A 23,281-nucleotide genomic window follows, 5' to 3' on the forward strand; every position below is an offset into this window, starting at 1 on the left:
GTCTAGCGCGCGCCCGTGAGCGCGGTGGGGTCGGATGTCGTGTGCTCGGCGTGTTCGGTCTCGCCGAGGCCGTATGCCGCGACGAGATCCTGCAGCGACACGGGGCTGATCTCGAGCGCGAGATGCGAGGCGCGTCGGCGATCCTCATCGTCGAGCACGCCCTGCACGACCGCGGTGCCGAGTCCGCCGATCGCGCGGGTCGACAGCGTATCCCGGCCGCGCACGAACTCGTCCACCGCCGAGGATCGGCCGGCCACCTGATACGCGCCGCCGCGCAGCTCCTCCACATCGGCGTGTCGCACGACGCGGCCGCGATCGAGGATCACGACCCGCTCGAGCAGGCGGTCCATCTCGTCGATGAGGTGCGTCGAGAGGATCACCGTGCGCGGGTGCGCCGAGTAGTCCTGCAGCAGTTCGTCGTAGAAGATGTGGCGCGCTGTTGCGTCGAGTCCGAGGTAGGGCTCGTCGAAGAACGTGATGGGCGAGCGCGAGGCGAGTCCGAGCACGATGCCGAGCGACGAGAGCTGGCCTCGGGAGAACTTCTTGATCACGGGCTTCGCGGGGATGCGGAAGAGCTCGACGAGCCGGTCTGCGGTCTGCTGGGACCAGTTGGGGTAGAAGATCGCGGCCGCCCGGATGGCGTGCTTCAGCGTGTAGTCGTCGGGGTAGCGCTGGTTGTCGCGCACGAAGCACATCTGCTCGATGGTCTCGGCGCGCTCGAACGGGGCGTGCCCGTTGACGCGCACGGTGCCGGAGCTGGGGCGATCCTGCGCGGTGATGAGCGACATGAGCGTCGTCTTCCCGGCGCCGTTGCGGCCCAGCAGGCCGGTGATGACGTTCTCGTGGATGTCGAGAGTGACGTCCTCGAGCGCCGCCGTGCCGCGGTAGCGCCGGGTGAGGCCGCGCGTCTCGATGGCCGCGGTCGCGGAGTGGGTGGTCATGGCGTTGGCTCCTTCGTTTCCTTCTCGATGAGTCGGACGATGTCTTCGGTGGAGAGGCCCAGCGCCCGCGCCTCGACGAGCAGCGGGGCGACGTAGCGATCGACGAATCCCTGTTGGCGCTCGCCCGCGATGAGCGCCTTCGCACCCTCGGCGACGAACATGCCGATCCCGCGCCGCTTGTAGAGCACACCCGCGTCGACCAGTCGGTTGAGCGCCTTTCCGGCCGTGGCGGGGTTGATGCGCAGGTAGGCCGCGAGCTCGTTGGTCGAGGGCACCTGCTGCTCCTCCTCGTAGACGCCGCGGAGCACGTCGTCTGCGATGCGGTCTGCGAGCTGCAGGAAGATGGGGCGCGTGTCGTCGAACACTCGGCACCTCCTGGTCTCGGGGCTGCGGGATTCTGCCCCAGTTCTTCACTGGTTCATTACTTCACTAATGAACCTACGCACCTCGAGCGACTCTGTCAACCCCAGCCTCGCCGCCGGAGGCCCGTCCCCGTCCCGCCTCATCGAGATCCCGCTTTCTGTCGCGAGCGCGACGGAGCGGCGACAAGAATCGGGATCTCATCACAGCGTGGGCGGGAAGGGGCGCATCGGGAGCCCTTGCGGACATTCATCAGATGAACTACTTTGAGGGTGGTCGGGCCGGCTCCGACGGCTGGGAGGGACGCACGTGGCCAGCAGCAACATCAAGGTGACGCACACCGACGCGGGGTTCATCACCGCCGAGGTGCGCCGAGCCGAACGCCTCTCGCCGAGCTTCGTCCGCGTGACGGTCGCCGGGGAAGAGCTGCAGCACTGGCGGCACCTCGGCTTCGACCAGTGGTTCCGCCTCGCCCTGCCGGTGGCGGGCGAGGCCGCCCAGTTCGACCGGCTCGCGAAGCGCTTCGACACCCGGGGCTACCTGCGCTACCTCGCGCTCCCCCAGGCGACCCGCCCCGTGATCCGCAGCTACACCGTGCGCGAGTACCGGTCCGACGCGTGCGAACTCGATATCGACTTCGTGGAGCATCCGTCGGAGGATCCGTCGCACGCCGGCGTCGCCGGGCCCTGGGCCGAGTCGCTGCCGGTGGGCGAGCGCGTCGCGCTCATCGACCAGGGGTGCGGATACCGCCCTGTGGCGGGCGCCCGGCGCGTGGTGCTCGCGGGCGATGAGAGCGCGCTGCCCGCGGTGCTCGGGATCCTGCGCGATCTGCCACGCGACGCCGTCGGCGACGCGATCATCGAGGTGCCCGACACCGACGACCGCCAGCCCGACGCCGCCCCCGACGGCGTGCGCGTCGAGTGGGTGGTGCGCGCGGGCGGCATCGGCGAGGCGGCGCTCGCCGCGCTGCGCGAGCTGCCGCAGTGGGACGAACCCGTGTCGGCGTTCGTCGCCGGCGAGCAGCAGCTCGCGACCGGCGGTCGCAGGCACCTCGTCGGCGAACGCGGCGTCGCGAAGTCCTCGATCGACTTCTGCGGCTACTGGCGCGCGGGCTGAGCTCGCCTGAGCACGCCGGCGGCTCGCCGCGCGGGAATCACACCGGTGTAATTTATCCACAGCGTCACCTGCGCCCTGTGGGAAACGCGGGTGCGGGATCGCGCCGACGTTCTCCAGAACTCGAATGGGCGGCGAATTCTCGTGGATCCCCCGCATTCTACGGATGAATCACACTGGTGTCATTCATCCACAGGTGTGCAGAGCGGGGGTGCGGAGACCGGGGTGGAGGATCACCGTTCAGCCGGAAGGACACTCGGTGCGCGGCGAATTCTCGCCGCTTCCGACCCTTTCCCCTGCGAATTACACCCGTGTAATTTATCCACAGGGTCGGTCCGGAGCTGTGCAGAACCGTCCACCGGGGATCGCGGCGATCGCCGCAAGGCTCCTTCGAGCTGCGAGTTCACGGTGATCCCGCGCACGCATTCGTCGAATTACACGGCTGTGATTTATCCACAGGCCCGAGGCCCGACTGGCAGTCCCATCGCGCTGCTCCCCCGGGAGTCCGCGCCGCACGGGCACCCCAGGCGCCTGCAGCGCTCGCTCAGATGAGCCCCAGCTCCATCGCGCGGATCGCCGCGCGCGTGCGATCCGAGACGCCCAGCTTCTCGAAGACGTGCAGCAGGTGCGTCTTCACCGTCGAGTCGCCGATGCAGAGCCGCGCGGCGATCCCCGGATTGCTCATCCCCTCGGCCACGAGCGCGAGGATCTCCCGCTCGCGCGGAGTCAGCCTCGGCGCGGGGCCCACCGCATCGCGGGGGTCGCCTCCCCCGTCGACCGCGCCGGCAGCGCCGGCCGCGCCGCGCGCCGCCTGGGCCAGCGCCGTGGCGACCGACGGCGCGAGCACCATCTGCCCCGCCGCGACCGCTCGAATGCCGGCCGCGAGCTCTTCGGCCGGGGCGGCCTTGACCAGGTATCCGCTCGCACCGGCCTCGATCGCTGCCAGGATCTGATCGTCGTCCTCGTAGGTGGTGAAGACGAGCACTCGCGGGCCCGCCTCGACCGCCGCCGCCGAGTCGCCCTGCACGATGCGCCGCGTCGCCTCGACGCCGCCGATGCCCGGCATGCGCAGGTCCATGAGCACGACGTGCGGCTGCGCAGCGGTCGCGAGCGACACCGCTTCCTCGCCGGAGGCGGCCTCGGCGACGACGTCGAAGTCGGGCTCGGTGTCGAGCAGGCCCACGATCCCGGCGCGCACGATGGGGTGGTCGTCGGCGACCAGCACGCGGATCACGATTTCACCGCCGAGCCTGCGCCAGGGTCCGATCCGGAGCCCGATCCCTCCCCCGGGTCCGGGTCCGATCCGGATCCCGATCCCTCGCCCGGGTCCGGGTCCGATCCGGATCCCGGCCTCGCGCCCGACGCCGGTCCCGACCCCGACCCGGATCCCGATCCTTCGACTTCGCCGGATCCGGATCCCTCTCCCTGCCCCGATCCCGATCCGGATCCGGGCAGCCGCACTTCGAGGCGCGCACCGCCCCCAGCCCCGCTCCCGAAGCTCACCGCTCCGCCGACGACGCGCACCCGGTCGGCGATCCCGCTCAGCCCGAAGCCTCCCAGGCGCATCCGTTCGGGATCCGGGCCGACGCCGTCGTCCTCGACCACCAGCACGGCGCCGCCCTGCGCAGGGGCGGTGAGCGCGAGCACCACCCGCGAGGCCCGGGCGTGCCGACGCGCGTTCGCCAGCCCCTCCTGAGCCGCGCGCAGCAGCACGACCTGTCGCTCCCGGTCCAGCGAGACGGCCTCGAGCTCGCACTCCACGTTCAGTCCGGCGTCCACGCTCAGGCGGGCGGCGATGCGTTCGATCGCGGCCTCGAGCCCGCCGTCGCCGAGCGGCTGCGTCGTCGCGACGAGCGCTCGCGCCTCGCCGACCGCATCGCGCGCGGCGGCCCCCACCCGCGCCAGACGATCCCGCGCACGTTCCGCGTCACCGGCGGCGAGCGCGCGCTCGGCCTGCTCGCTCAGCATGACGAGCCCGGCAAGCGTCTGCGTGAGCGTGTCGTGCAGCTCGCGCGACAACCGCTCCCGCTCGCGCCCGGCTCCGGCCCGCTCGGAGAGCGCCACCACCTCGGCCTGCGAGACGCGCAGTTGCTCGGCAAGGGCGCGGTAGCGCTCGCCCTGGGCGAAGATGCGGGTGATCCAAGTGCCCATCGCCACCGCGAACGCGAACGAGAGCACAGCGATCGTCGTCGCCTCGCGGACCGCTTCGAGTGCCCCGTATCGGCCGAGCGCCAGCACGAAGCCGCTCCCCATGGCGACCGCCAGCGCGGCACTCCAGAGGACGGCGTCGCGATACCGGGCCACGATCGTCCAGACCATCGGGTAGGCGAGGGTCTGCAGCGTCGCATAGCTCGGCACGGCCATCGTGGCCAGACCGACGATGAGCACCACGCCGCCGAGGTAGACGAGGTCGATCGGGCGGGCGGGATCGTCGCGCACCGCGCGCCGCAGGGCCGAGCGCCCGAGGACGAGGTACCAGACCACCAGCAGCGCGAGCGTCCAGAGGGCGCGCAACAGGGGGACGGCCGCGGGCACCCCGTCGGCGTCCAGCGCCCAGGCGAGACCGAACGCCCCCATCACCGCGACCGTCGCGGCGACCCCCAGGTCCCACCACAGCAGCGGCCGCGGGCGCCGGGCCGGGCCGCCGATCCGCGGCAGCGGCCGCGAGGCCGGAACCGCATCGTTCGACATCGCCGCGTTCATGCTCTCACCCTCTCACGAACCGCTGCCGCCATGGTCGCTTCTGCGGTGCACCGGTGAGCCGGTACTAGCTCCGCCGCTGCCAGGTGAACGTGAGACGGCTCGCCACCAGGCCCACCACCAGCCAGATGCAGAGGTTCAGCGCGACGAGACCCAGATCCCACGCGCCCGTCTGCTCGATTTCGGCGAAGTGCTCCGGCAAGAACACCGAGCGCATCCCCTGCGCCAGCCACTTCAGCGGAAACACCCCCGCCGCGTTCTGCAGCCACTCCGGCAGCATCGCGAACTGCAGGTAGACGCCCGAGACGAACTGCAGCAGCAGGACGATCGGGAGCACCACCGCGGTTGCGCTGCGCGATGAGCGGGGCACCGCCGAGAGCGCGACGCCCAGCAGGGTCATCGTCGCGATCCCGAGCGCGAAGAGCCAGGCGAAGCGCAGCCAGAGTGCCGGATCGCTCGGCAGCTCGACGCCCAGCACAAGGGCGGCGAAGGCGAGCAGCAGCGCCGTCTGCACGACGGCGGTGATGAGGATCATGCCCGCCTTGCCGAGGAAGTACGAGACCGGCGACATCGGGGTGCCGCCGAGTCGGCGCAGCCACCCGTCGCTCCGCTCGCGGGCGATGTCGACCGCGAGGTTCTGCACCCCCGCCAGCAGCAGACCGGCCGCGACCATGCCGGGCAGGTAGTAGGCCGCCATCGAGATCCCGCCCGTGCCGTCTGGCCGGGCTCCCACGTCGCCGCTCGATTCGAAGGCGACGCCGAAGATCCCGAGCATCAGGACCGGGAACAGGAAGGTGAAGAAGACCGTGTCCGGAGTGCGGAAGTACCCGCGCAGTTCGAGCCCCACGGCGCTCCAACCCGCTCGCAGCACTCCGGGCAGGCGATGCCGCGGCTCGGGGACCGGTGCGGGTGCCGGTGCCGGTGCGGGTGCCGACGGGCGGGCCGGCGAGGTGCCGGGCGCGGTGCGTGCCGCGGGTGATTCCGGTGCTGTGGTCATGAGTCCGCTCCGATCAGTTCCAGGTAGATCTCCTCGAGCGACGGGCGCCGCACCTCGAGCTCGGCGGGTTCGCCGCCCGGCGCCCCCGCGGCCGCAGCGTGCGCGCAGAGCTGCTCGACCAGGAGGCCGGGCGTCGCCGTGCGCTCCTCCCGGAGTCCCCCATGAGGATCGCGCCACCGAACCAGCGGCACCCGCGCGTCGGCGCCGCCGAGCTCCTCGGGCGGCGCCTCCGCGGTGATGCTGCCGCCAGAGAGCACCCCGACCCGGTCGGCCAGGTGCGCCGCCTCGTCGAGGTAGTGGGTGGTGAGCAGGATCGCGGTGCCCTCCCCGGTGAGCCCCTCGAGCATGCCCCAGAACTGCCGCCTCGCCTCGGGGTCGAAGCCGGTGGTGGGCTCGTCGAGGAACAGCAGCTCCGGGCGACCCACGATCCCGAGCGCAACGTCGAGGCGACGCTGCTGACCGCCCGAGAGCTTGGTGGCTCGTTTGCCCGCGTGCTCGGTGAGGCCGACCAGTTCGAGCACCTCATCGGCCGCCCGCGGATTCGGGTAGAGCGATCCGAAGTGCGCGAGCAGCTCGCGCGCGGTGTACGGTCCGAGGTCTCCGGTGCTCTGGGCGACGATGCCGATGCGGGCCCGCCAGGCACGACGGGCGTCGAGCGGATCCTCCCCGAGCACGCGCACCTCGCCGCTTCCGGGGCGCCGGAGCCCCTCGAGGATCTCGATGGTCGTGCTCTTGCCCGCGCCGTTCGGGCCGAGCAGCGCGTAGGTCTCGCCCGGCGCGATATCGAGGTCGATCCCGTCGAGGATGGTGCGATCGCCGTACCGTTTTCCGAGGCCGCGCACCCGCACGGCCGCTCCACTGTGGTTCATGCTTCCAGACTGCACCGCCGCGGCGCCCGGCGGCAGCGACCGGTCGTGTGATTTCTGCATCCACCGGTCGGTGGATGCGTCGTCGCTGTGCACCTCCCGCGCCGCGGCCGTTGCGCGCCGCACTCGGTTTCGGCGGGCGGGTCGGTTCCGCCCGGGGAGGTGGGTGCGGCGACCTGCCTGTTCGAGACGGCCTCGCGGCCGTCCGCCCCCCCCGCCCCCACCCCCGGGAGGCGAGGTGGCTGACCCTTCGCGCGTCAGTAGTGGTCGGCAAAACCGCGGTTTGGCCGCAACAACTGACGCGCGAAGAGGGGCTCCGGTGGTCGAGCGGGCGGCGGTGGCTGAGCGGGCGGAGGTGGTCGAGCGGGCGGCGGTGGCCGAGCGGGCGGAGGTGGCCGAGCGGGGCGGAGGTGGGCCGAGCGGGCGCAGGTGGGCCGAGCGGGGCGGCGGTGGGCCGAGCGGGCGGAGGCCGTGGGCGTTCCCGCGGCGTAGGCTGGGCGGGTGAGCATCGAGACACCGCACGCCACCCCCATCTCCTTCGCTTCGGACAACTACGCCGGAGCGCACCCTGAGGTGCTCGAGGCCGTCGCGGCCGCGAACACCGGTCACGCACCGGCCTACGGGGCCGACCCCTGGACGGCGCGCTTCGGCGACGTCGTCCGAGACCTCTTCGGTGAGCAGGCTGAAGCGTTTCCCGTCTTCAACGGCACCGGCGCCAACGTGCTCTCACTACAGGCGTCGCTGCCCCGCTGGGGCGCGGTGATCTGCGCGCAGACCGCCCACATCAACGTCGACGAGGGCGGGGCGCCCGAGCGGGTCGCCTCGCTCAAGCTGCTCGCGGTGCCCGCCGAGCACGGCAAGCTCACTCCCGAGCTCGTGGATCGCGAGGCCTGGGGCTGGGGCGACGAGCACCGCGCGCAGCCGCTCGCCGTCTCGATCTCGCAGAGCACCGAGCTGGGCACCTGCTACACGGCCGCAGAGGTGCGGGCCCTCGCCGACCACGCGCACGAGCGCGGCATGGTGCTGCACATGGATGGTTCGCGCCTCGGCAACGCCGCCGCGCACCTCGGCTGCTCGCTCGCCGAGATCACGAGCGGGGCCGGGGTCGACGTGCTCAGCCTGGGCGGCACGAAGAACGGCCTGCTCGGGGCAGAGGCGGTCGTCGTGCTGAACCCCGCTGCCGCGACCGGTCTCCCCTACCTGCGCAAGCTCGATATGCAGCTGGGCTCGAAGATGCGCTTCGTCTCGGCGCAGTTGCTCGCGCTCTATGAGGGGGATCTCTGGCTGCGCTCCGCGCGCCACGCGAATTCCATGGCGACGCGGCTGCGCGCGGGACTCGAGACGCTCATCGCCGACGGTGTCGGGATCGACCTCCCCCACCCGACGCAGTCGAACGCGGTGTTCGCGGCGCTGCCGCCCGAGGCACAGGCCCGCGCGCACGAGCGGTTCCACTTCTACGACTGGCCGGGCGACGCTTCGCTCGTGCGCCTCATGTGCGCCTTCGACACCTCTCCGAATGACGTCGACGCGCTGCTCGCAGCGATCGCCGGCTGATCCAGGATCGCTCGACGGGGCGCGGTCGCGACAGCCCGTGGGTTGAGCGAAGCGACGAGGGAGCGGGGGCGGAACCAGAGGATCACTCGGTTTCGTCTCGGCTCCGCCTCGCGCAACCGGCAGGGCGACTCGCTCAAGACGAGGCGAGCCGGTGCGCGAGCTGATCGAGGATCATGCCGAGTCCCACTTCGAACTCGTCGGCGTAGACGTACTCGCGGTCGCTCGTGAGCGCGCCGACCAGCGCCGCGAGATGCGGATATCCGGCGAGCGCGGGCGCAACCCGGCGCGCGAAGTCGCCGGCGTTCTCCACGCCGGCCGCATCGAACGGCAGGGACTGCTCGGTGAGCACGAAGCCAGAGACGTATGCGTCGATCACGGAGAAGGCCTGCGAGGCGAGAAGCAGCGGGAACCCGCCGCGATGCAGGCAGCCGATCACCGCATCGTGATGCCGCAGCAGGGCCGGACCGGGAGCGCTGCGCGACTCGATCAGCCCGAGCGCCCAGGGGTGCGCCGCGAGCACCTCCCGCGCCGATCGCGCCCGCAGCTCCATGCCCTCCCGCCACGGGTCGGACTCGCGCGGCAGCACGATCTGCGCGAACACCCAATCGGCGAGACCGTCGAGCAGCGACTCCTTGCCGTCGACGTGGTGGTAGAGCGACATCGCCTCGACCGAGAGGGCGCGGCCCACGCTCCGCATGCTCACCGCGGTCAGTCCGCCGCGGTCGGCGACGCCCGCCGCAGCCGCGATGATCCGCTCCGAGCTCAGGGGTTCGCGAGTGGCCACGCAGCCTCCGTTCCGCACCGTTCTCGCGCCGATAGTTGCGCACTTACAGGTGTAAGGCTATCGTATCCCCACAGACTTACATGCGTAAGGAGCCAGCATGCAGGCAGCACTCGCCGGGAGGTACGGGCCGCCGGAGACCCTCCGCATCGCCGAAATCCCCACCCCCGAGCCCCGCGCCCACGAGGTGCTGGTGCGAGTGGTCGCCACCCCCGTGACCGCGGGAGACGCCCGGATCCGCGCCGGCCGCTTTCCGCGCGGCTTCGGCCTTCCCGCCCGCCTCGCCCTCGGGCTGCGGGGGCCCCGGCGCCGCGTGCTCGGCGCCGTCTGCTCGGGCGTGATCGAACGGACGGGCAGCGCGGTCGACCGTTTCGCACCCGGGGACGCGGTCGTCGGCATGACCGGCGGGCGCATGGGCGCTCACGCGGAATACGCCGTGATCGACGCGGAACGGCTGGTGCCGAAGCCCGTCGCGCTCTCGCACGACGCAGCTGCCGCAGCGCTCTTCGGGGGCACCACCGCGTTGTACTTCCTGCGGGATCGCGTCGGCCTGCACACCGGGCAGCGCCTGCTCGTGAACGGCGCGTCCGGCTCGGTCGGCAGCGCCGCGGTGCAGCTGGGCCGCGCGCTGGGCGCCGAGGTCACCGCCGTGACGAGCGGCCGCAATCGCGAGCTCGCCACGGAGCTCGGCGCAGCCGAGGTCATCGACTACACCACGACTCCGATCGTCGAGTGGGGCGGCGACTCCGACGTGGTCTTCGACGCCGTGGGCACGATCACCCGCTCCAGCGGACAGCGACTGCTCGCACCTGGCGGGGCGCTGGTGCTCGCGGTCGCAAGCCTCGCCGACACGATCCGCGCCCGAGGCCGCGTCTTCGCGGGACCGGCTCCCGAACGTGCCGCGGACTTCGAGCTGCTGCTCGATCTCGTCGCCCGGGGCCGGTTCGATCCGGTGGTGCGCACGCTCGACGGTCTCGATGCGATTCCCGAGGCGCACCGCATCGTGGACAGCGGGCGCAAGATCGGCAACCTCGTCGTACGCCTGGCGGAGTGAGACGCGCGGCTACACACCGACGCCACCGAAGACGAGGCGCGCCGCGATCACGAGCATCACGACCGCGACCACCCAGTCGAGCACCTGCCACGCACGTGGCGTGGCGAAGAAGCGGGTGAGCGCCCGCGCCCCGTAGCCGAGCAGGAAGAACCAGGCGATGCTCGCGAGCGCGCCGCCGAGCACGAACCACCAGCGCTCCGGATCGCCCTGCGCGTTGCCGATCGACCCCATGAGCACCATGGTGTCGAGATAGACGTGCGGGTTGAGATACGTGATCGCGAGGCAGGCGAGGATCGTGCGCTTCAGCGATCCCTCGGATCCCTCGCCCGCCACCAGCACCTCCGGCCGCATCGCCCGTCGCGCCGCGGCCCAGGCGTACCAGAGCAGGAACGCGACACCGCCCCAGCGCACGATCTCGAGCAGGATCGGCGCGCGCTGCACCACGAAGCCGATCCCGGCCACGCCCAGCAGCTCGAGCAGCGCGTCGGTGAGGCCGCAGATCAGCGCCACCGGCAGCACGTGCTCGCGGCGGATCCCCTGGCGCAGCACGAAGGCGTTCTGCGCGCCGATGGCCACGATGAGGGAGAGCCCGCTGCCGGCGCCGACGAGAAGAGGAACGATCACCCTGATGACGCTACGGCGTGCGGCACCGGATCCTCCACTTCAGCATCCCTCAACTTCGTGAAGTAACATAAGACTTGCTTCACAACAAGTCTTCCACCGCGGAGGAGTGGCCAATGGATCTGCCGATCGAGCACCTGGCCACCTTCGCCGCGATCGTGGAGCAGGGCAGCTTCGAGGGGGCCGCGCGACAGCTGCACATCACCCCCTCGGCCGTGAGCCAGCGCGTGCGCGCCATGGAACAGCGCATCGGCGCGGTGCTGCTGCGCCGCAGCCGCCCCGTCGAGGTGACCGAGGCGGGCACCGCCGTGCTGCGTGCGGCACGGCAGGTCGAGCGGATCGCCGGAGACCTCGCGGCCGAACTCGGCCAGGGATCGACGGGCGGATCGCTGATCCCGATCGTGGTGAACGCCGACTCGCTGGCCACCTGGTTCGTTCCCGCGCTCGCCCGCGCGGCTCGGGAGACCGGTGCGCGCTTCGAGGTGATCCGGGCCGACGAGACGCTCTCGACCGACCACCTGCGGCGCGGTGCGGCGATGGCCGCCGTCACCGCGACGCGCGAGCCCGTCCCGGGGTGCACCGTCGCTCGGCTGGGAGTGGATCGCTACCGCGCGGTCGCCAGCCCGGCGTTCGCCGCGCAGCACTTCCCCGACGGGCCGGGCGTCGAGGCGCTGCGCGGCGCGACGATGATCGAGTTCGACCGGCACGACATCTTCCAGCAGCGCTTTCTCCGCCGCATCAGCCGATCCGGCATCGTCCCCCCGCGCCACTACGTGCCCTCGTCGTCGGAGTTCGCGCTCGCGGTCGAGCTCGGCATGGGGTGGGGCATGCTGCCGGCCCTGCAGTGCGCCGACGCCCTCGCCGAGGGGCGCCTGGTCGAGGTCTCGCCGGGAACCGTGATCGAACTGCCGCTCTACTGGCAGCGGTGGAACCTGAGCTCCCCCGTGCTCGACGCCCTGTCCGCGATCGTGGCCGAGGAGGCGGGCGCGGCGCTCGGTTGAGACGGGCGCGGGCGCGAGGCGCGGGGGTCGGGGACGAGGCGCGGGACGGGGCCTCGCGCAGCGCTACGCTGGTGGGAGCGCTCCGAGGAGGATCCATGACGCACGACGCCCCGCCCGGCACCCCCGGATCCCGGTGATGCTCGGCGTGCTGCAGGGCTTCGCGCTGATCCTCGGCATCATCGGCGCGGGCTACCTGGCTGCGCTCTTCCGAGTGGTCGAGGGCGAACAGCGCCGGGTGCTCAACAACGTCGCCTTCTTCGTCGCCACCCCGGCCCTGCTCTTCTCGGTGCTGCGGCAGAGCGACCCCGGAGTGATCGCTTCCCCGGTGATCCTGGTGACGAGCGCGGCCGCGATCCTCGCGGCGTCGCTGTTCACCGGCGCGTCACGCCTGTGGTTCCGCAGGGATCTGGCCGGCACGACGCTGGGCGCCACCTGCGCCGGCTACGTCAACTCGAACAATCTCGGCCTGCCCGTCGCCGTCTACATCCTGGGCGACGCCGCCTACGTGGCCCCGCTGCTGCTCGTGCAGCTGGTCGTCTTCTCGCCCGCGATCCTCGCGATCCTCGAATCCACCCGCGGCAATCAGCGGGGCGCGCTCGTCGCGCTGGGGCGCGCGGCGTCGAACCCGATCATCATCGCATCGGTGCTGGGGCTGGTCGTCGCGCTCGTCGGAGTGCCGATGCCCGAGCTCCTGATGGGGCCGATCGACATGCTCGGCGCCGCCGCGATCCCGATGGTGCTGCTGAGCTTCGGGATGTCGCTGCGCGGCCAGCGCGCACTGCAGCCGGGAACCGGTCGCTCGGCGGTGTTCGCGGCCACGGCACTCAAGGTGCTGGTGATGCCGCTGATCGCCTGGGCGCTCGCCGCCGCCTTCGGCCTCGGCCCGCACGAGGTGTTCGTCGCCACCACCATCGCGGCGCTGCCGACCGCGCAGAACGTCTACAACTACGCCGCCACCTACCGCCGCGCCGAGACGATGGTGCGCGACACGGTGTTCCTCACCACCTTCGCCTCGCTGCCGGTGATCGCGGGCATCGCCTGGCTGCTCGGGTGAATCGATCTGTCGCTCGATCGGCGGATGCCGCGCGTTCGGACGGCCGGGGTGCAGCGCGGGCCGCGCCCCGGCGGTCCGCGTCGGGACCGCCCCCAGACCTGCGGCATCCCCAGGAATAGCGCGGGCGGCGTCCGCGTTGCACGTGTGCGGAACCCACCGGGCGAATCCGCCCCACACGCACCGAGGAGTACTGTGACCCCGCGCAGCGCACACACCAGCGCCCCCGTTCTCGACACGCTCGCCGAGCGCTGGAGCCCACGCTCCTTCGACGGCGAGCACACCTTTCCGGAGGGCGCGCTGCGCGGCGTGCTCGAGGCGGCGCGCTGGGCGCCGAGCGCCAACAACTCGCAGCCCTGGCGCTTCATCGTCGCCCGCCGGGGCGGCGCCTCATTCGCGCGGATCGCACAGGCGCTGGCGGGCTCCAACCGGCAGTGGGCCGGTCGGGCCGCGGCGCTCATCGTCAACCTCGCCGAGGTCGCCGACGCCGACGGCGCTCCCCGCCCCTGGGCCGAGTACGATCTCGGCCAGGCGGTCGCGCACCTCAGCGTGCAGGCGCACTCCGAAGGCTTCTCTACCCACCAGATGGGCGGGTTCGACCGCGAGGCGATCCGCACCGCCTTCGATCTCGACGAGCGCCTGATCCCCGTGTCGATCACCGCGATCGGGATGCTGGGCAACCCGGCGCAGCTGCCCGAGCCGCTCCGCGAGCGCGAGATCGCGCCGCGCACGCGGAAGGCGCTCGAGGATCTCGTGCTCGCGCGCGACTGACGCGCATCGCGGTGCACGGGGTCGTCCCGCGCAACCGCAGGCCCGAACGAGCGCCGCTCAGTCGAGCATGTCGCTCTGATCGATGACCGATTCCACGGTCTCGATCAGTGCGCGCTTCGACGCGTAGAGCGGGTGCGCAGGATCGTCCGCCTCGGTCGGCAGACCGAGCGCCGCGGCGGCCTCGAGAGTATTGGCGCCCGCGCAGGCGACGATCGTGTCCTCCGACAACTCGGGGAACTGCTCGGCCACCTGCTCTGCAATCTTCGCCGACGCCACGAGCAGGGCATTGATGCGGCCGGACTCGATGTCCTCGCGGATATGCACCGATGCCGGCACGCCGACCGTGCGGAAGGCGAGCACCTGGGTGACGTCATGGCCGCGACTCATGAGCCCCTGCGTGAGGACCGGGATTGCGACGTCCGAGCGCAGCGTGAGCACGCGGAGCCGCTCGTCGGTGTCGATCTCCGACCACTCCTCGAGCAGCGCGTGCGTGCTGTTCTCGCGGACGGGAGTGCGGGTGATGTGGTAGCCGGCGTCACGAAACGCGACCGCCGTCGCTTCGCCGACGACCGCCACCTTGGTCTCGGGCGGGATCACGGCGTTGTGGTGCGCCAGGACGTCTGCGACGGTGGAACTCGTCGCCGTCATCCAGTCGAATCGACCGGCCTCGAGCTCCTTCAGCGCCTCCACGAGCTTGTCTTCTTCGCTCGTGTGGGAAAAATCTACCAGCGGTGCGATGACCGTGTGGGCCCCCTGCTCGCGCAGCGCCTTCGAGACCAGGTCTCCCCAGGTTCCTCCCCTGGGCACCAGGACACGCAGGCCACCGAGCGGTTTCGCCTCAGCCGACATACACCCCACTCACTCGACACCAACACAACAGGCCATACGATCAGTCGTTCATGGACCAACGGTATGGCCGTTCGCGGTTTTCCGCTGATCCCTATTCTGACCCCGCCGCACGTCGGAAGCAAAACGAGCGCTATCGCGCACGTGAACGCAACCGAAATGTGACCTACGGGTCGAGCGCGGGCGCGCTACCGCAGGCGCTTCGCGATCGCGCTCGCCGCGCCCCACACGACGAGTCCCGCCGTGGCGGCCACGCCGGCCACTCCGACGGCGAACCCGAGCGGGTTGCGCCGCTTCTGCTCACCGATGCGCACCTTCGCGTCGGCCACGGCGTCGTCGATCCGCTGCGCGTAGTTGAGCCGATCCTTCAGCTGCGAGAGCGTGTCGTACAGTTCTGCGCGGGCTGCGGCGGCCTCTGCGACGCCGCGCTGCCTCTCGTGTGCGGTCATCGCCAGTTCCCCTCCTCGCCGACCCGCGGCATCTGCGGTGCGCGGGGCTCCGAGGAGTCGGCGTTCACGCGCACCTCGCTCATCGCGGCGATGTCTCCACCGACGCGATCGAGCGTCTCTTCCGGCACCGGGTTGCCCCGCTTGATCAATGCGACACCCGCGAGGATCGCGGCGGCCGCCAGCAGCAGCAGCCCGGCGGCGACCACCAGCGCGGCGAGCCACCACGGCCAGACGAGCGCGAGCGCAGCGATGGCTGCGATCACCAGCGCTTCGAGCATGAAGAAGAGGAAGAACAGCGCGATGACGATGGCGCCGGCGCCGATGCCGGCGTTCTTCGCCTTTGCTATGACCTCCCGCTTGGCGTTCTCGTACTCGATCTTCGCGAGCGAGACGATCTGCTGCGGCAGCCGCGCGAGCAGCTCGAAGGTGCCGGCCTGATCCTTCTTGCGACTCATGCGGCACCGCCCCCGCTCGAGGAGGCTCCGCCCTCAGCGTCTCCGTCGGGAGTGTCGACACCGGCGGTCTTCGGGGTGTCGGCCGAGGCAGAGCTCTTCGGTGCCGCCCCTGACGTACCGGACCGCGGGTCCCCACCCGATGCGCGCGGCGCACCGCGGCCCGAGTCGTTCAGAAACGCGGCGACGGCGCCCTTGCCGGCGCGCACCACGACGGCCTTCGCCTCGTCGACTCGAGTCTGCGCAGCATCGCGCACGAGACCGACGCCCTTCTGGACGGGTTCGGTGTTCCACACCTTCTGGGCCCCCCGCTTGATCTGCTCGTAGCGTTCACGGCCCGCGCGGCTGCCCAGCACATACCCGACCGCCGCGCCGAGAACGAATGCGATCTTGCCCTTCATCATTGCCTCCCACCGATGGCGTTTCGTGGTCTCCAGCTAGCCTACTCCGACGAAGTCGACGAGCGCATACCCCGACCGTTATATAGGAGACCCGTTGCGTTCACCCGGAGATTCCGGTAAGCCGGCGCCGCAGCAGTACCGCGGCGGTGCGCGCATCGGCGAGCGCGGAGGCGACGGCGCCGCCGTGCAGCGCCGCGCCCACCGGCAGCAGATCGGGCGCAGACTCCCGGAAGCCCTCCAGTCGGTCGGCCGCTTCGTCGCGCTGCCCGACCGTCGCGTGCGGCGCGGCGCTGGCCGCGGCGTGCGGCGTGTCGGAACCTCTCGGGCTCAGCGACGAGGCCTCGAGCGCCTCGAGGATGCGGGACCGAGCCTCCGCGGCTCCCGGAGCTCGATCGGCGGGGATCGCGGGCCCCGCGACGCGCGCTAGCGGCGCGCCGCCGCCGGGCTCGACGCGCACCGACCAGCGCTCCCCACCTGCGAGCGTCACCGTCTGCAGGGCCGGAAGACCGTCGGGGGCATCCGGTAGGCCCGGATCCTCGATGCCGACGACCGCGCCGATGCGCAGATGCCGTGGGAGCAGACCGTCGAGCGCCTCGAGCTCCCCGGGCGCGCCGGACGAGTCGCGGATCGCGCGGGCACCTACGACAAGGGCACGCGCCCGGAACTCCGCGTCGCCCTCTGCAACCACCCACTCGTCGGCTTCCGACTCCCCCCTTCGCACATCCGCTGCCGACGCCTCGCCGAAGGAGACACCGTACAGCGTCAGGCGCTCCAGGAGCGCGTCGCGCAGCGCGAGCCACCCGCCGCGCGGAGCCACCCGGGTTTCACGTGCAACATCGCGCTCGGCGTAGGCGAGCGCGGCCCCCGAGAGCGAGCCGGCCACGGTGAGCGCCTCGTTGAGCCCCGGAGCGGCGATCGCCACGTCCACCTCATCTGCGGAGACGCCGAAGCGCTCGCGCACGATCGGTTGGACGAGCCGCTCCAGCGTCGCGCCGCCGAGCCGGGACTGCACCAGGGCGCCCAGGGCGTGCGTCTTGCCGATCGTCAGCACGGGTCGCACACGATCGAGATAGGCGCGCAGCGCGCCACCCGTGCCGAGCAGTGCGAACGCCCGGGACGACAGCGGGACCGCGGGGATGCCGAGCACGGCCGGCTCCGGCTGCGGAGCCCAACCGCCGGCGGCGTCGCGCAGGAGCACCGCACCGGGCGGCGTCGCGGCCGGGCGCGCGGCGTCGAGGGGTGCATCGCCCTCGTCGAGCGGAGCCGAGATGTGCTCGAGCAGACCGCGCAGTGATCCGTCGGGGTCGAACTCTCCTCGATCGTCGAGTTCGTCCCAGGAATCGCCGCACTCGCCGCGAGGGGGTACCGCCACGCGCACCGAGAGCCCCACCTCGGCGAGATCGAGCGCAGCGGCAAGTTCGGGCAGACCGTCGCCGAGCACGTAGGCGTCACCCATGCCGTGCGTCCTCCTCACCGGCTTCGCGGACGGGGGCCTGGGCAGCCTCTGGCGCGACGGGCATCTCGGGCGCCTCTGGCGCGACGGGCGCCTGGGCAGCCTCTGGCGCGACGGGCGCCTCGGGCGCGACAGGCGCGACGGGCACCTGGATCAGATCGATGCGCTCGCGCCCGTGGCCGCCCTTCGCGAAGACGCGCAGCGTGAGCCAGATGAACACCGCGAGGCCGGCGATCTCGCCGATGACACCCCCGAGCCCGCCGCCATCGGCGGTCTGGGCGGTCTCGCCCGCCACGCCCGAGGTCATGATGCCGAAGGCGATGAGGTTGTTGACCACGTGAATGGCGATCGCCGCTTCGAGGCCGCCCGTGCGCCAGGTGAGCCACGCCGCGACCACGCCTAGCAGGCCGACGGCGACGAGTCCCCAGACGTCGTAGATGTGCAGCAGCGCGAATCCGACCGAGGGGATGAGGATCGCGAACCAGGGATTCTTGAGCCAGGATCCGAGCACCTGCATGAAGAGGCCGCGGAACACGACCTCCTCGGCCGTGGCCTGGAGCGGCACCAAGAGCAGCACGAACAGCAGCGAGAGCAGGGCGGCGCTCGCGTCGAAGCCCCGTTCGGACTCGGGGAGCGGCTCAGTCAGCGACGCCGGGTCGAGCGCGATCTCGACCGCGATCCCCACGGCGTTCATCACCACGACGGCGAGCACGGCGACGCCGAGCAGTCGACCGAGCAGCCCCCAGCGGATGCGCGTGGCGACCGACCAGACCCGGCCCACGGGTCGCATGCCCATCACCAGCATCGCGAGGATCACGGCGGGCATCATGATGATGATGGAGAGCAGACTGAGGAGGACGGAGACCGGGCGCTGGGTGTCGAGCACCTCGGACGCCCCGGTCGCGATATCCATGGCGTAGTCGGGATCCGCGAACAGCAGCACCGGCACGAACGCGAGGCTCAGTGCGACTGTCATGACGCCGAAGAACACCGCGGACAGCAGCAGGAGCAGGAGCGGCTTCCACCAGCGGTAGGCGGCGGAACCGCGCAGCAGGCGATGGTACTCGAGCGGCTCGGTCTCGACGGTCTGCATGGCCTGCGGGGCCTGCGCCCAGGCCCACTGCTGCGGGGCGCCGGGCGGCACCGGCGCACCGGGCGGAGCGGCCTGCGGCACGGGCGCGCCGGGCGGCGGCGCCGCCGGTCGGGGCTGCTCTGGTCCAGCGCTGGTCATCTCGATCCTTCCGCGTCGTTCGCGTGCATACGGCATGGGGCAGGATCCCACGTGAAGATCCTGCCCCATGCCTCTGACAATTCGGTGGTGAGGAGCGACCCTATGCGCCGCGGAGGCGCGCGGCGAGATAGGCGTGGAGCTCCGCCCGCGGCACGCGCTGCTGCTGCATGGTGTCGCGCTCGCGCACGGTCACCGCGTCGTCGTCGAGCGAGTCGAAATCGACCGTCACGCAGAACGGCGTGCCGATCTCGTCCTGTCGGCGGTAGCGACGTCCGATCGCCCCGGAGTCGTCGAAGTCGACATTCCAGTCCTCGCGCAGATCCTGCGCGATCTCACGGGCGAGCGGCGAGAGCTTCTCGTTGCGGCTGAGCGGCAGCACCGCGGCCTTGACGGGCGCGAGGCGCGGATCGAGCGCGAGCAGCGTGCGGGTGTCGGTGCCCCCCTTCGCGTTGGGCACTTCCTCCTCGCGGTACGCGTCGACGAGGAACGCCATGAGCGAGCGGGTGAGGCCGGCCGCGGGCTCGATCACGTAGGGCGTGTAGCGCTCGTTCTTCGCCTGATCGAAGAAGCTGAGGTCTTTGCCCGAGTGCTTCGAGTGCGTCGACAGGTCGAAGTCGGTGCGGTTGGCGATGCCCTCGAGTTCGCCCCACTCGCCACCGGAGAAGCCGAAGCGGTACTCGATATCGGCCGTGCGCTTCGAGTAGTGCGACAGCTTCTCCTGCGGGTGCTCGTAGAAGCGCAGGTTCTCGGGATCGATGCCGAGGCCGACGTACCACGCCATGCGCTCGTTCATCCAGTACTCCTGCCACTCCTCGTCGGTGCCGGGCTCGACGAAGAACTCCATCTCCATCTGCTCGAACTCGCGGGTGCGGAAGATGAAGTTGCCGGGGGTGATCTCGTTGCGGAAGCTCTTGCCGATCTGACCGATGCCGAACGGCGGCTTCACACGCGCCGACTGGAGCACGTTGGCGAAGTTGACGAAGATGCCCTGCGCGGTCTCGGGCCGCAGGTAGTGCATGCCGGCCTCGTCGTCGACGGGGCCGAGGAAGGTCTTGAGCAGGCCCGAGAAGGCGCGCGGCTCGGTCCACTGGCCGCGGGTGCCGCAGCTCACACAGACGATCTCGGCGAGCCCGTCCTTCGGGGCGCGTCCCTTCTTCTCCTCGAACTCCTCGATGAGGTGGTCCTCGCGGTAGCGCTTGTGGCACTGCAGGCACTCGACCAGGGGATCGCTGAAGACCTCGACGTGCCCGGAGGCCTCCCAGACCTGCTTCGGCAGGATGACGCTCGAGTCGATGCCCACCACGTCGTCGCGCTTCTGCACCATCGACTTCCACCACTGGCGCTTGATGTTCTCCTTCAGCGCGGTGCCGAGGGGGCCGTAGTCCCAGGCCGAGCGTGATCCGCCGTAGATCTCACCCGCCTGATACACGAAGCCGCGGTGGCGGGCGAGGGCGATGACCTTGTCGAGGCGGGACTGCTCAGCCATGTTCTATTCACTCCAAGGGGCAAGCGGGGATCTTGGGAACGAGGCGCGGGATCGGCTCCTGATCGGACTCGGGATCGGGATCCCGCGCATACCCGCCCAGTCTACCCGCGGGCGGCTGCGCGGGCCCGATCCCCCCTGACGGGCGCGGTCCGCCTCGACCCGCAGCGTCCCCGGGCCGGCCATCCGACATTCGCGCGTCAGAAGATGTCGCCAAACCTGAGGAATGGCAGCAACTCCTGGCGCGCCGAGCCGCTCGGACAGCTCGGCGCGCAGCTCGGACTCGTCGGTGATCGCGCGGTCGAGCCGCACCACCTGATGCCGGCTGCGGGCGAGCAGCGCCGGGTGATCCGCGGCCCACATCACGACCAGGATGAGCGCGATCAGCAGCGACGGGACGACCACCGTGGACGCGGAGAGCCCGCCGATGAGCCCCATCGCCAGCGCCGAGAAGTAGTACGCCACCTCGCGCTGCGAGATCTCGGAGGACCGGAGGCGGATGATCGAGAGCACGCCGAACAGCCCGAGGCCGAGACCCGCGGCGATCTCGGCGCCGCCGAGCACGGAGGTGACCGCGAGCACGCCGATGTTGACGCCGAGGAATGCGACCACCAGATCGCGCCGCCGGTGCCGCGGGTAGTAGAGCCCGAGAGCGAGGATCAGCGCGGCAACGAGATCGACGGCGATGAGGATGAGGCTGCTGGTGGACACGGTGCTCCTGACGTCTCGGGGTCGACGTCGGCCGCGCGTTCCTGCGCGATCCGACTCGACTCCATTCGACCTCGAGCCGTTATGCGAACGTTATGATTCACCTTCGCGGGAGTTGAGGATCGCGGCTTCGGGCGCACACGGCGCACAGTGATCAGCGCGCAGTGGGGGCGGCGCACGGAGCAGAGTACCGGGGCCGGAACCCCGCGTGCGGGGCGCTCGTCAGCCGCCGAGCACGAGGTTCTCGGGCGCCTCGCCCGCCTGCAGGTGCGCGATCTGACGCCGGATGAGGGCGACCATGCGCGGCAGCATGGCGCTCGAGTCGCCGCCGACATGCGGGGTGATGAGCGCATTGCGGCACTCCCACAGCGGATGATCCGCGGGCAGCGGCTCGGGATCGGTGACGTCGAGCGCGGCGCGCAGGCGCCCCGAGCGCAGCTCGGCCACCAGCGCCTCGGTGTCGACGACCGGTCCCCGCGCCACGTTGACGAGCAGCGCCCCGTCGGGCATCGCGGCGAGCGCTTCGGCATCGATGAGCCCCGTCGTCTCGTCCGTGAGCGGGACGGCGAGGATCACGATCTCGGCGTCGGCCAGGCACGCGCCCAACTCGTCGAAGCCGTGTACCGTCACCGGCTCGCCGGCGAGGTTGCGGTCGTCTCGGGCCGTGCGCGCGAGCCGAGTGACCCGCGTCTCGAAGCCTCCGAGTCGGGCCTCGATCGCCCGCGAGACTCCCCCGTAGCCGACGAGCAGCACACGCCGATCGGCGAGGCTCGGGAACGAGCGCAGCTGCCACCGGTGCTCCTCGCCGTCGCGCACGAACTCGGGGATCCCGCGCTGAGCGGCCAGCGCGAGCGCGAGCGCGAGCTCGGCAGTCGAGGCCTCGTGGACCGTCGCGGCGTTGGCGAGGCGCATCCCCTGCGGGAGGTGCTTCGCCACGCCGTTGTAGCCGATCGACTGCCACTGCACGAGGGCCGCGTCGACGCCCTCGAGCCGGGCGAGCTGCCGGTTGCCTCCCCAGTAGGGTGGGACCACGATGTCGAAGCGGTCCCGCGGCGGCGCGGTGTCCAGATCCCACGTCACGAACTCGACGCCCTCGACCTCTCCCAGCGCATCGCGCAGACCCGGATCCGTAGGCAGTGAGACGACGAGGTCATTCATGCCCACGAGTGTAGTCCGAGCACTCACAGTGCGTGGCGACCGTGCGCCGAGTGGGCAACCCCGGCGGGTGGGTGTAGCGTTTTCATTATGGATACTTCGAGCTTTCAGCGACTCCCCCAGAGCATTCAGCAGCTCGTGCTCGACGGACTCGACAATGAAGTGCAGGCCGGACTCGAGCAGCTCGACGAGACGAAGAAGTCGGGATCCCTCAATTCCGAGCAGACCGCCGCGATCGAGGGCGACATCCGTCGAGCGGCGGAGCTGCGCAATCGCTTCTCTCCGGCGTAGGCCGGATCCCGCGCTTCGGCAAGCCCTCGGCCGCGCCCCGCTCTTCGAGCGGAGGAGCGGGCCCCTCGGGAATGAGCACGAGCTTCAGCTCAGATTGTGCCCGACCGCTTCTCGCACCAGCGCGATGAACGCCTCATCGTCGAGCGCGTCGGTCTCGTGCAGATCGATCGCGCGCCTGGTGCCCGCCGTGAGGCTCGCGTTGAACAGGCCTTCGGGATCCTGCAGTGCGGCACCCTGCGCAAAGGTCAGCTTGATCTTGTCGCGATAGGTCTCGATCGTGCAGACGAGCCCGCCGAGGGAAAACGTGGGAACTCCGTCAGGATTCGACGGCTTGCGCCACTTACGCTCCTCGACGATGTCGGGTGCGGCCCGCGAGATCAGGGTGCGCACGTGCTCGGCGCGTCGGTCCCGCCAGTCTCCGGCCATACGGCGATGCTACCCCGATCCATCGTGCACCGGCACCCCTGGTCGGCGACGATGCGTACGCGCGAGTGAGACGCGGTCGCTCATGCCTCCTCGTCGGGGATCGGGGTCTTCTCTCCCGTCTCGGGGTGCCGGATCAGTCCGGGATCCGACATTCCATACCTCGGATTCTGCCGCTGCCCATCGTGCCCCAGATCATCGGTGGACCCGTCGAGAATGGGCCGATCCATCTTCTCGTCACCGGCTCCCGATGACGAGACTCCCGAGGCTTCGTCGCTCTCGGTCGCCCCGGTCTGCTCGCTCCGCCCGTTGGGCGCGTGGTGCTCGTGCTGCTCGTGATGGGCCATGGGCTGCTCCTCTTCGCTTCGGTGCACTCACGGTACGCCGCACCCGGGCTGCTGTGCAGCCCGTTGACGCGGCGACGACGCACGGGTAAGGGGCGATGGGGCCACGCCCGAAGCGGGCCGAAGCGGGCCGAAGCGGCACGAAGCAACCCGGGGCGGCCCGAGCCGCGCCGTGTTCCGATCGCACCGGGTCACTGTCGGCGCCACTGGCAGATCCGTGACACGCCGCACCCGC

The 23,281-nt window shown here is 71.1% G+C and carries 26 protein-coding genes; 7 read left to right on the plus strand and 19 right to left on the minus strand.

Annotated features, from left to right (window positions below; all coding sequences use genetic code 11):
* Nucleotides 1-2: 2 nt before the first annotated feature.
* Both EVS81_RS08015 and EVS81_RS08020 read right to left on the minus strand, forming a co-directional pair.
* Nucleotides 3-941: an ABC transporter ATP-binding protein gene (locus tag EVS81_RS08015; RefSeq protein ID WP_130109918.1), complete on the minus strand. Its 939-nt coding sequence runs from the start codon at nt 939-941 to the stop codon at nt 3-5.
* On the minus strand, nt 938-1,306 hold the full coding sequence (locus tag EVS81_RS08020; protein WP_130109919.1) for a GntR family transcriptional regulator: 369 nt from the start codon (nt 1,304-1,306) through the stop codon (nt 938-940). The genes EVS81_RS08015 and EVS81_RS08020 overlap by 4 nt, the downstream gene beginning before the upstream one ends.
* 304 nt (nt 1,307-1,610) lie before the next feature.
* On the opposite strand from EVS81_RS08020, the gene EVS81_RS08025 reads away from it, so the two are divergent.
* Nucleotides 1,611-2,417 carry a siderophore-interacting protein gene (locus EVS81_RS08025; protein ID WP_130109920.1) on the plus strand — a complete coding sequence of 269 codons (807 nt, stop codon included), beginning with the start codon at nt 1,611-1,613 and terminating at the stop codon, nt 2,415-2,417.
* A gap of 541 nt (nt 2,418-2,958) precedes the next feature.
* On the opposite strand, the gene EVS81_RS08030 is transcribed toward EVS81_RS08025, so the two are convergent.
* The 4 genes from EVS81_RS08030 to EVS81_RS08045 all read right to left on the minus strand — a co-directional run bounded on the left by EVS81_RS08030 (nt 2,959) and on the right by EVS81_RS08045 (nt 6,980).
* Nucleotides 2,959-3,648: a response regulator gene (locus EVS81_RS08030; RefSeq protein ID WP_130109921.1), complete on the minus strand. Its 690-nt coding sequence runs from the start codon at nt 3,646-3,648 to the stop codon at nt 2,959-2,961.
* Entirely contained in the window at nt 3,645-5,117 is a 1,473-nt protein-coding gene (locus EVS81_RS08035) for a sensor histidine kinase (RefSeq protein ID WP_240739777.1), read from the minus strand. Before EVS81_RS08035 ends, EVS81_RS08030 begins: the two co-directional genes overlap by 4 nt.
* 64 nt (nt 5,118-5,181) lie before the next feature.
* The gene (locus EVS81_RS08040; RefSeq protein WP_130109922.1) at nt 5,182-6,111 is read right to left on the minus strand and encodes an ABC transporter permease; all 930 of its coding nucleotides are present in this window, start codon (nt 6,109-6,111) and stop codon (nt 5,182-5,184) included.
* Entirely contained in the window at nt 6,108-6,980 is an 873-nt protein-coding gene (locus EVS81_RS08045; protein ID WP_130109923.1) for an ABC transporter ATP-binding protein, read from the minus strand. Before EVS81_RS08045 ends, EVS81_RS08040 begins: the two co-directional genes overlap by 4 nt.
* Before the next feature lie 504 nt (nt 6,981-7,484).
* On the opposite strand from EVS81_RS08045, the gene EVS81_RS08050 reads away from it, so the two are divergent.
* Entirely contained in the window at nt 7,485-8,531 is a 1,047-nt protein-coding gene (locus tag EVS81_RS08050; RefSeq protein ID WP_420813281.1) for a threonine aldolase family protein, read from the plus strand.
* A 133-nt stretch (nt 8,532-8,664) separates the two neighbouring features.
* Here EVS81_RS08050 and EVS81_RS08055 read toward each other — a convergent pair whose 3' ends face one another.
* On the minus strand, nt 8,665-9,315 hold the full coding sequence (locus EVS81_RS08055) for a TetR/AcrR family transcriptional regulator C-terminal domain-containing protein (protein WP_205879300.1): 651 nt from the start codon (nt 9,313-9,315) through the stop codon (nt 8,665-8,667).
* Nucleotides 9,316-9,412: 97 nt separating this feature from the next.
* On the opposite strand from EVS81_RS08055, the gene EVS81_RS08060 reads away from it, so the two are divergent.
* Entirely contained in the window at nt 9,413-10,366 is a 954-nt protein-coding gene (locus tag EVS81_RS08060; protein WP_130109925.1) for an NAD(P)-dependent alcohol dehydrogenase, read from the plus strand.
* Nucleotides 10,367-10,375: 9 nt separating this feature from the next.
* Here the strand turns inward: EVS81_RS08060 and EVS81_RS08065 are convergent, their stop codons facing one another.
* Nucleotides 10,376-10,990, minus strand: a complete 615-nt coding sequence (locus EVS81_RS08065; RefSeq protein ID WP_130109926.1) for a LysE/ArgO family amino acid transporter — start codon at nt 10,988-10,990, stop codon at nt 10,376-10,378.
* A gap of 113 nt (nt 10,991-11,103) precedes the next feature.
* On the opposite strand from EVS81_RS08065, the gene EVS81_RS08070 reads away from it, so the two are divergent.
* The 3 genes from EVS81_RS08070 (at nt 11,104) to EVS81_RS08080 (ending at nt 13,810) form a co-directional block, all read left to right on the plus strand.
* The gene (locus EVS81_RS08070) at nt 11,104-11,988 is read left to right on the plus strand and encodes a LysR family transcriptional regulator ArgP (protein ID WP_130109927.1); all 885 of its coding nucleotides are present in this window, start codon (nt 11,104-11,106) and stop codon (nt 11,986-11,988) included.
* Between the two features lie 136 nt (nt 11,989-12,124).
* Nucleotides 12,125-13,042 carry an AEC family transporter gene (locus EVS81_RS08075; protein WP_130109928.1) on the plus strand — a complete coding sequence of 306 codons (918 nt, stop codon included), beginning with the start codon at nt 12,125-12,127 and terminating at the stop codon, nt 13,040-13,042.
* Nucleotides 13,043-13,234: 192 nt separating this feature from the next.
* Entirely contained in the window at nt 13,235-13,810 is a 576-nt protein-coding gene (locus EVS81_RS08080; RefSeq protein WP_240739778.1) for a nitroreductase family protein, read from the plus strand.
* A 57-nt stretch (nt 13,811-13,867) separates the two neighbouring features.
* Here the strand turns inward: EVS81_RS08080 and EVS81_RS08085 are convergent, their stop codons facing one another.
* The 9 genes from EVS81_RS08085 to EVS81_RS08125 all read right to left on the minus strand — a co-directional run bounded on the left by EVS81_RS08085 (nt 13,868) and on the right by EVS81_RS08125 (nt 21,991).
* The gene (locus EVS81_RS08085; RefSeq protein WP_240739779.1) at nt 13,868-14,617 is read right to left on the minus strand and encodes a uroporphyrinogen-III synthase; all 750 of its coding nucleotides are present in this window, start codon (nt 14,615-14,617) and stop codon (nt 13,868-13,870) included.
* A 227-nt stretch (nt 14,618-14,844) separates the two neighbouring features.
* Nucleotides 14,845-15,105, minus strand: a complete 261-nt coding sequence (locus tag EVS81_RS08090; protein ID WP_130109931.1) for a DUF3618 domain-containing protein — start codon at nt 15,103-15,105, stop codon at nt 14,845-14,847.
* A complete protein-coding gene (locus tag EVS81_RS08095) occupies nt 15,102-15,560 on the minus strand; it encodes a phage holin family protein (RefSeq protein WP_130109932.1) in 459 nt (152 codons plus the stop codon). The genes EVS81_RS08090 and EVS81_RS08095 overlap by 4 nt, the downstream gene beginning before the upstream one ends.
* A complete protein-coding gene (locus tag EVS81_RS16110; RefSeq protein ID WP_240739780.1) occupies nt 15,557-15,958 on the minus strand; it encodes a YtxH domain-containing protein in 402 nt (133 codons plus the stop codon). The genes EVS81_RS08095 and EVS81_RS16110 overlap by 4 nt, the downstream gene beginning before the upstream one ends.
* Before the next feature lie 100 nt (nt 15,959-16,058).
* Complete coding sequence (locus EVS81_RS08105) at nt 16,059-17,414, minus strand: hypothetical protein (protein WP_130109933.1); 1,356 nt, start codon at nt 17,412-17,414, stop codon at nt 16,059-16,061.
* A complete protein-coding gene (locus EVS81_RS08110; RefSeq protein ID WP_130109934.1) occupies nt 17,407-18,642 on the minus strand; it encodes a CPBP family intramembrane glutamic endopeptidase in 1,236 nt (411 codons plus the stop codon). The genes EVS81_RS08105 and EVS81_RS08110 overlap by 8 nt, the downstream gene beginning before the upstream one ends.
* A gap of 100 nt (nt 18,643-18,742) precedes the next feature.
* Nucleotides 18,743-20,128 carry a glycine--tRNA ligase gene (locus EVS81_RS08115; protein ID WP_130109935.1) on the minus strand — a complete coding sequence of 462 codons (1,386 nt, stop codon included), beginning with the start codon at nt 20,126-20,128 and terminating at the stop codon, nt 18,743-18,745.
* A gap of 3 nt (nt 20,129-20,131) precedes the next feature.
* Complete coding sequence (locus tag EVS81_RS08120) at nt 20,132-20,836, minus strand: DUF4956 domain-containing protein (RefSeq protein ID WP_240739781.1); 705 nt, start codon at nt 20,834-20,836, stop codon at nt 20,132-20,134.
* Nucleotides 20,837-21,055: 219 nt separating this feature from the next.
* A complete protein-coding gene (locus tag EVS81_RS08125; RefSeq protein WP_130109936.1) occupies nt 21,056-21,991 on the minus strand; it encodes a 2-hydroxyacid dehydrogenase in 936 nt (311 codons plus the stop codon).
* A gap of 87 nt (nt 21,992-22,078) precedes the next feature.
* On the opposite strand from EVS81_RS08125, the gene EVS81_RS08130 reads away from it, so the two are divergent.
* A complete protein-coding gene (locus EVS81_RS08130; RefSeq protein WP_130109937.1) occupies nt 22,079-22,279 on the plus strand; it encodes a hypothetical protein in 201 nt (66 codons plus the stop codon).
* 84 nt (nt 22,280-22,363) lie between these two features.
* Here EVS81_RS08130 and EVS81_RS08135 read toward each other — a convergent pair whose 3' ends face one another.
* Together EVS81_RS08135 and EVS81_RS08140 are read right to left on the minus strand one after the other, a co-directional pair.
* Nucleotides 22,364-22,705, minus strand: coding sequence for a DUF1801 domain-containing protein (locus EVS81_RS08135; protein ID WP_130109938.1), 342 nt, complete (start codon nt 22,703-22,705; stop codon nt 22,364-22,366).
* Between the two features lie 80 nt (nt 22,706-22,785).
* Complete coding sequence (locus EVS81_RS08140) at nt 22,786-23,049, minus strand: hypothetical protein (protein WP_130109939.1); 264 nt, start codon at nt 23,047-23,049, stop codon at nt 22,786-22,788.
* Between the last annotated feature and the right edge of the window lie 232 nt (nt 23,050-23,281).

The organism is Leucobacter triazinivorans, assembly GCF_004208635.1.
Taxonomy (GTDB): Bacteria; Actinomycetota; Actinomycetes; order Actinomycetales; family Microbacteriaceae; genus Leucobacter; species Leucobacter triazinivorans.

Coding starts and splice junctions, on each gene's coding strand:
- EVS81_RS08015 (WP_130109918.1), bottom strand. CDS start 941: ATGACCACCCACTCCGCGACCGCGGCCATCGAGACGCGCGGCCTCACC.
- EVS81_RS08035 (WP_240739777.1), bottom strand. CDS start 5,117: ATGAACGCGGCGATGTCGAACGATGCGGTTCCGGCCTCGCGGCCGCTG.
- EVS81_RS08040 (WP_130109922.1), bottom strand. CDS start 6,111: ATGACCACAGCACCGGAATCACCCGCGGCACGCACCGCGCCCGGCACC.
- EVS81_RS08045 (WP_130109923.1), bottom strand. CDS start 6,980: ATGAACCACAGTGGAGCGGCCGTGCGGGTGCGCGGCCTCGGAAAACGG.
- EVS81_RS08060 (WP_130109925.1), top strand. CDS start 9,413: ATGCAGGCAGCACTCGCCGGGAGGTACGGGCCGCCGGAGACCCTCCGC.
- EVS81_RS08070 (WP_130109927.1), top strand. CDS start 11,104: ATGGATCTGCCGATCGAGCACCTGGCCACCTTCGCCGCGATCGTGGAG.
- EVS81_RS08075 (WP_130109928.1), top strand. CDS start 12,125: ATGCTCGGCGTGCTGCAGGGCTTCGCGCTGATCCTCGGCATCATCGGC.
- EVS81_RS08090 (WP_130109931.1), bottom strand. CDS start 15,105: ATGACCGCACACGAGAGGCAGCGCGGCGTCGCAGAGGCCGCCGCAGCC.
- EVS81_RS08095 (WP_130109932.1), bottom strand. CDS start 15,560: ATGAGTCGCAAGAAGGATCAGGCCGGCACCTTCGAGCTGCTCGCGCGG.
- EVS81_RS16110 (WP_240739780.1), bottom strand. CDS start 15,958: ATGAAGGGCAAGATCGCATTCGTTCTCGGCGCGGCGGTCGGGTATGTG.
- EVS81_RS08105 (WP_130109933.1), bottom strand. CDS start 17,414: ATGGGTGACGCCTACGTGCTCGGCGACGGTCTGCCCGAACTTGCCGCT.
- EVS81_RS08110 (WP_130109934.1), bottom strand. CDS start 18,642: ATGACCAGCGCTGGACCAGAGCAGCCCCGACCGGCGGCGCCGCCGCCC.
- EVS81_RS08115 (WP_130109935.1), bottom strand. CDS start 20,128: ATGGCTGAGCAGTCCCGCCTCGACAAGGTCATCGCCCTCGCCCGCCAC.
- EVS81_RS08125 (WP_130109936.1), bottom strand. CDS start 21,991: ATGAATGACCTCGTCGTCTCACTGCCTACGGATCCGGGTCTGCGCGAT.
- EVS81_RS08130 (WP_130109937.1), top strand. CDS start 22,079: ATGGATACTTCGAGCTTTCAGCGACTCCCCCAGAGCATTCAGCAGCTC.
- EVS81_RS08135 (WP_130109938.1), bottom strand. CDS start 22,705: ATGGCCGGAGACTGGCGGGACCGACGCGCCGAGCACGTGCGCACCCTG.
- EVS81_RS08140 (WP_130109939.1), bottom strand. CDS start 23,049: ATGGCCCATCACGAGCAGCACGAGCACCACGCGCCCAACGGGCGGAGC.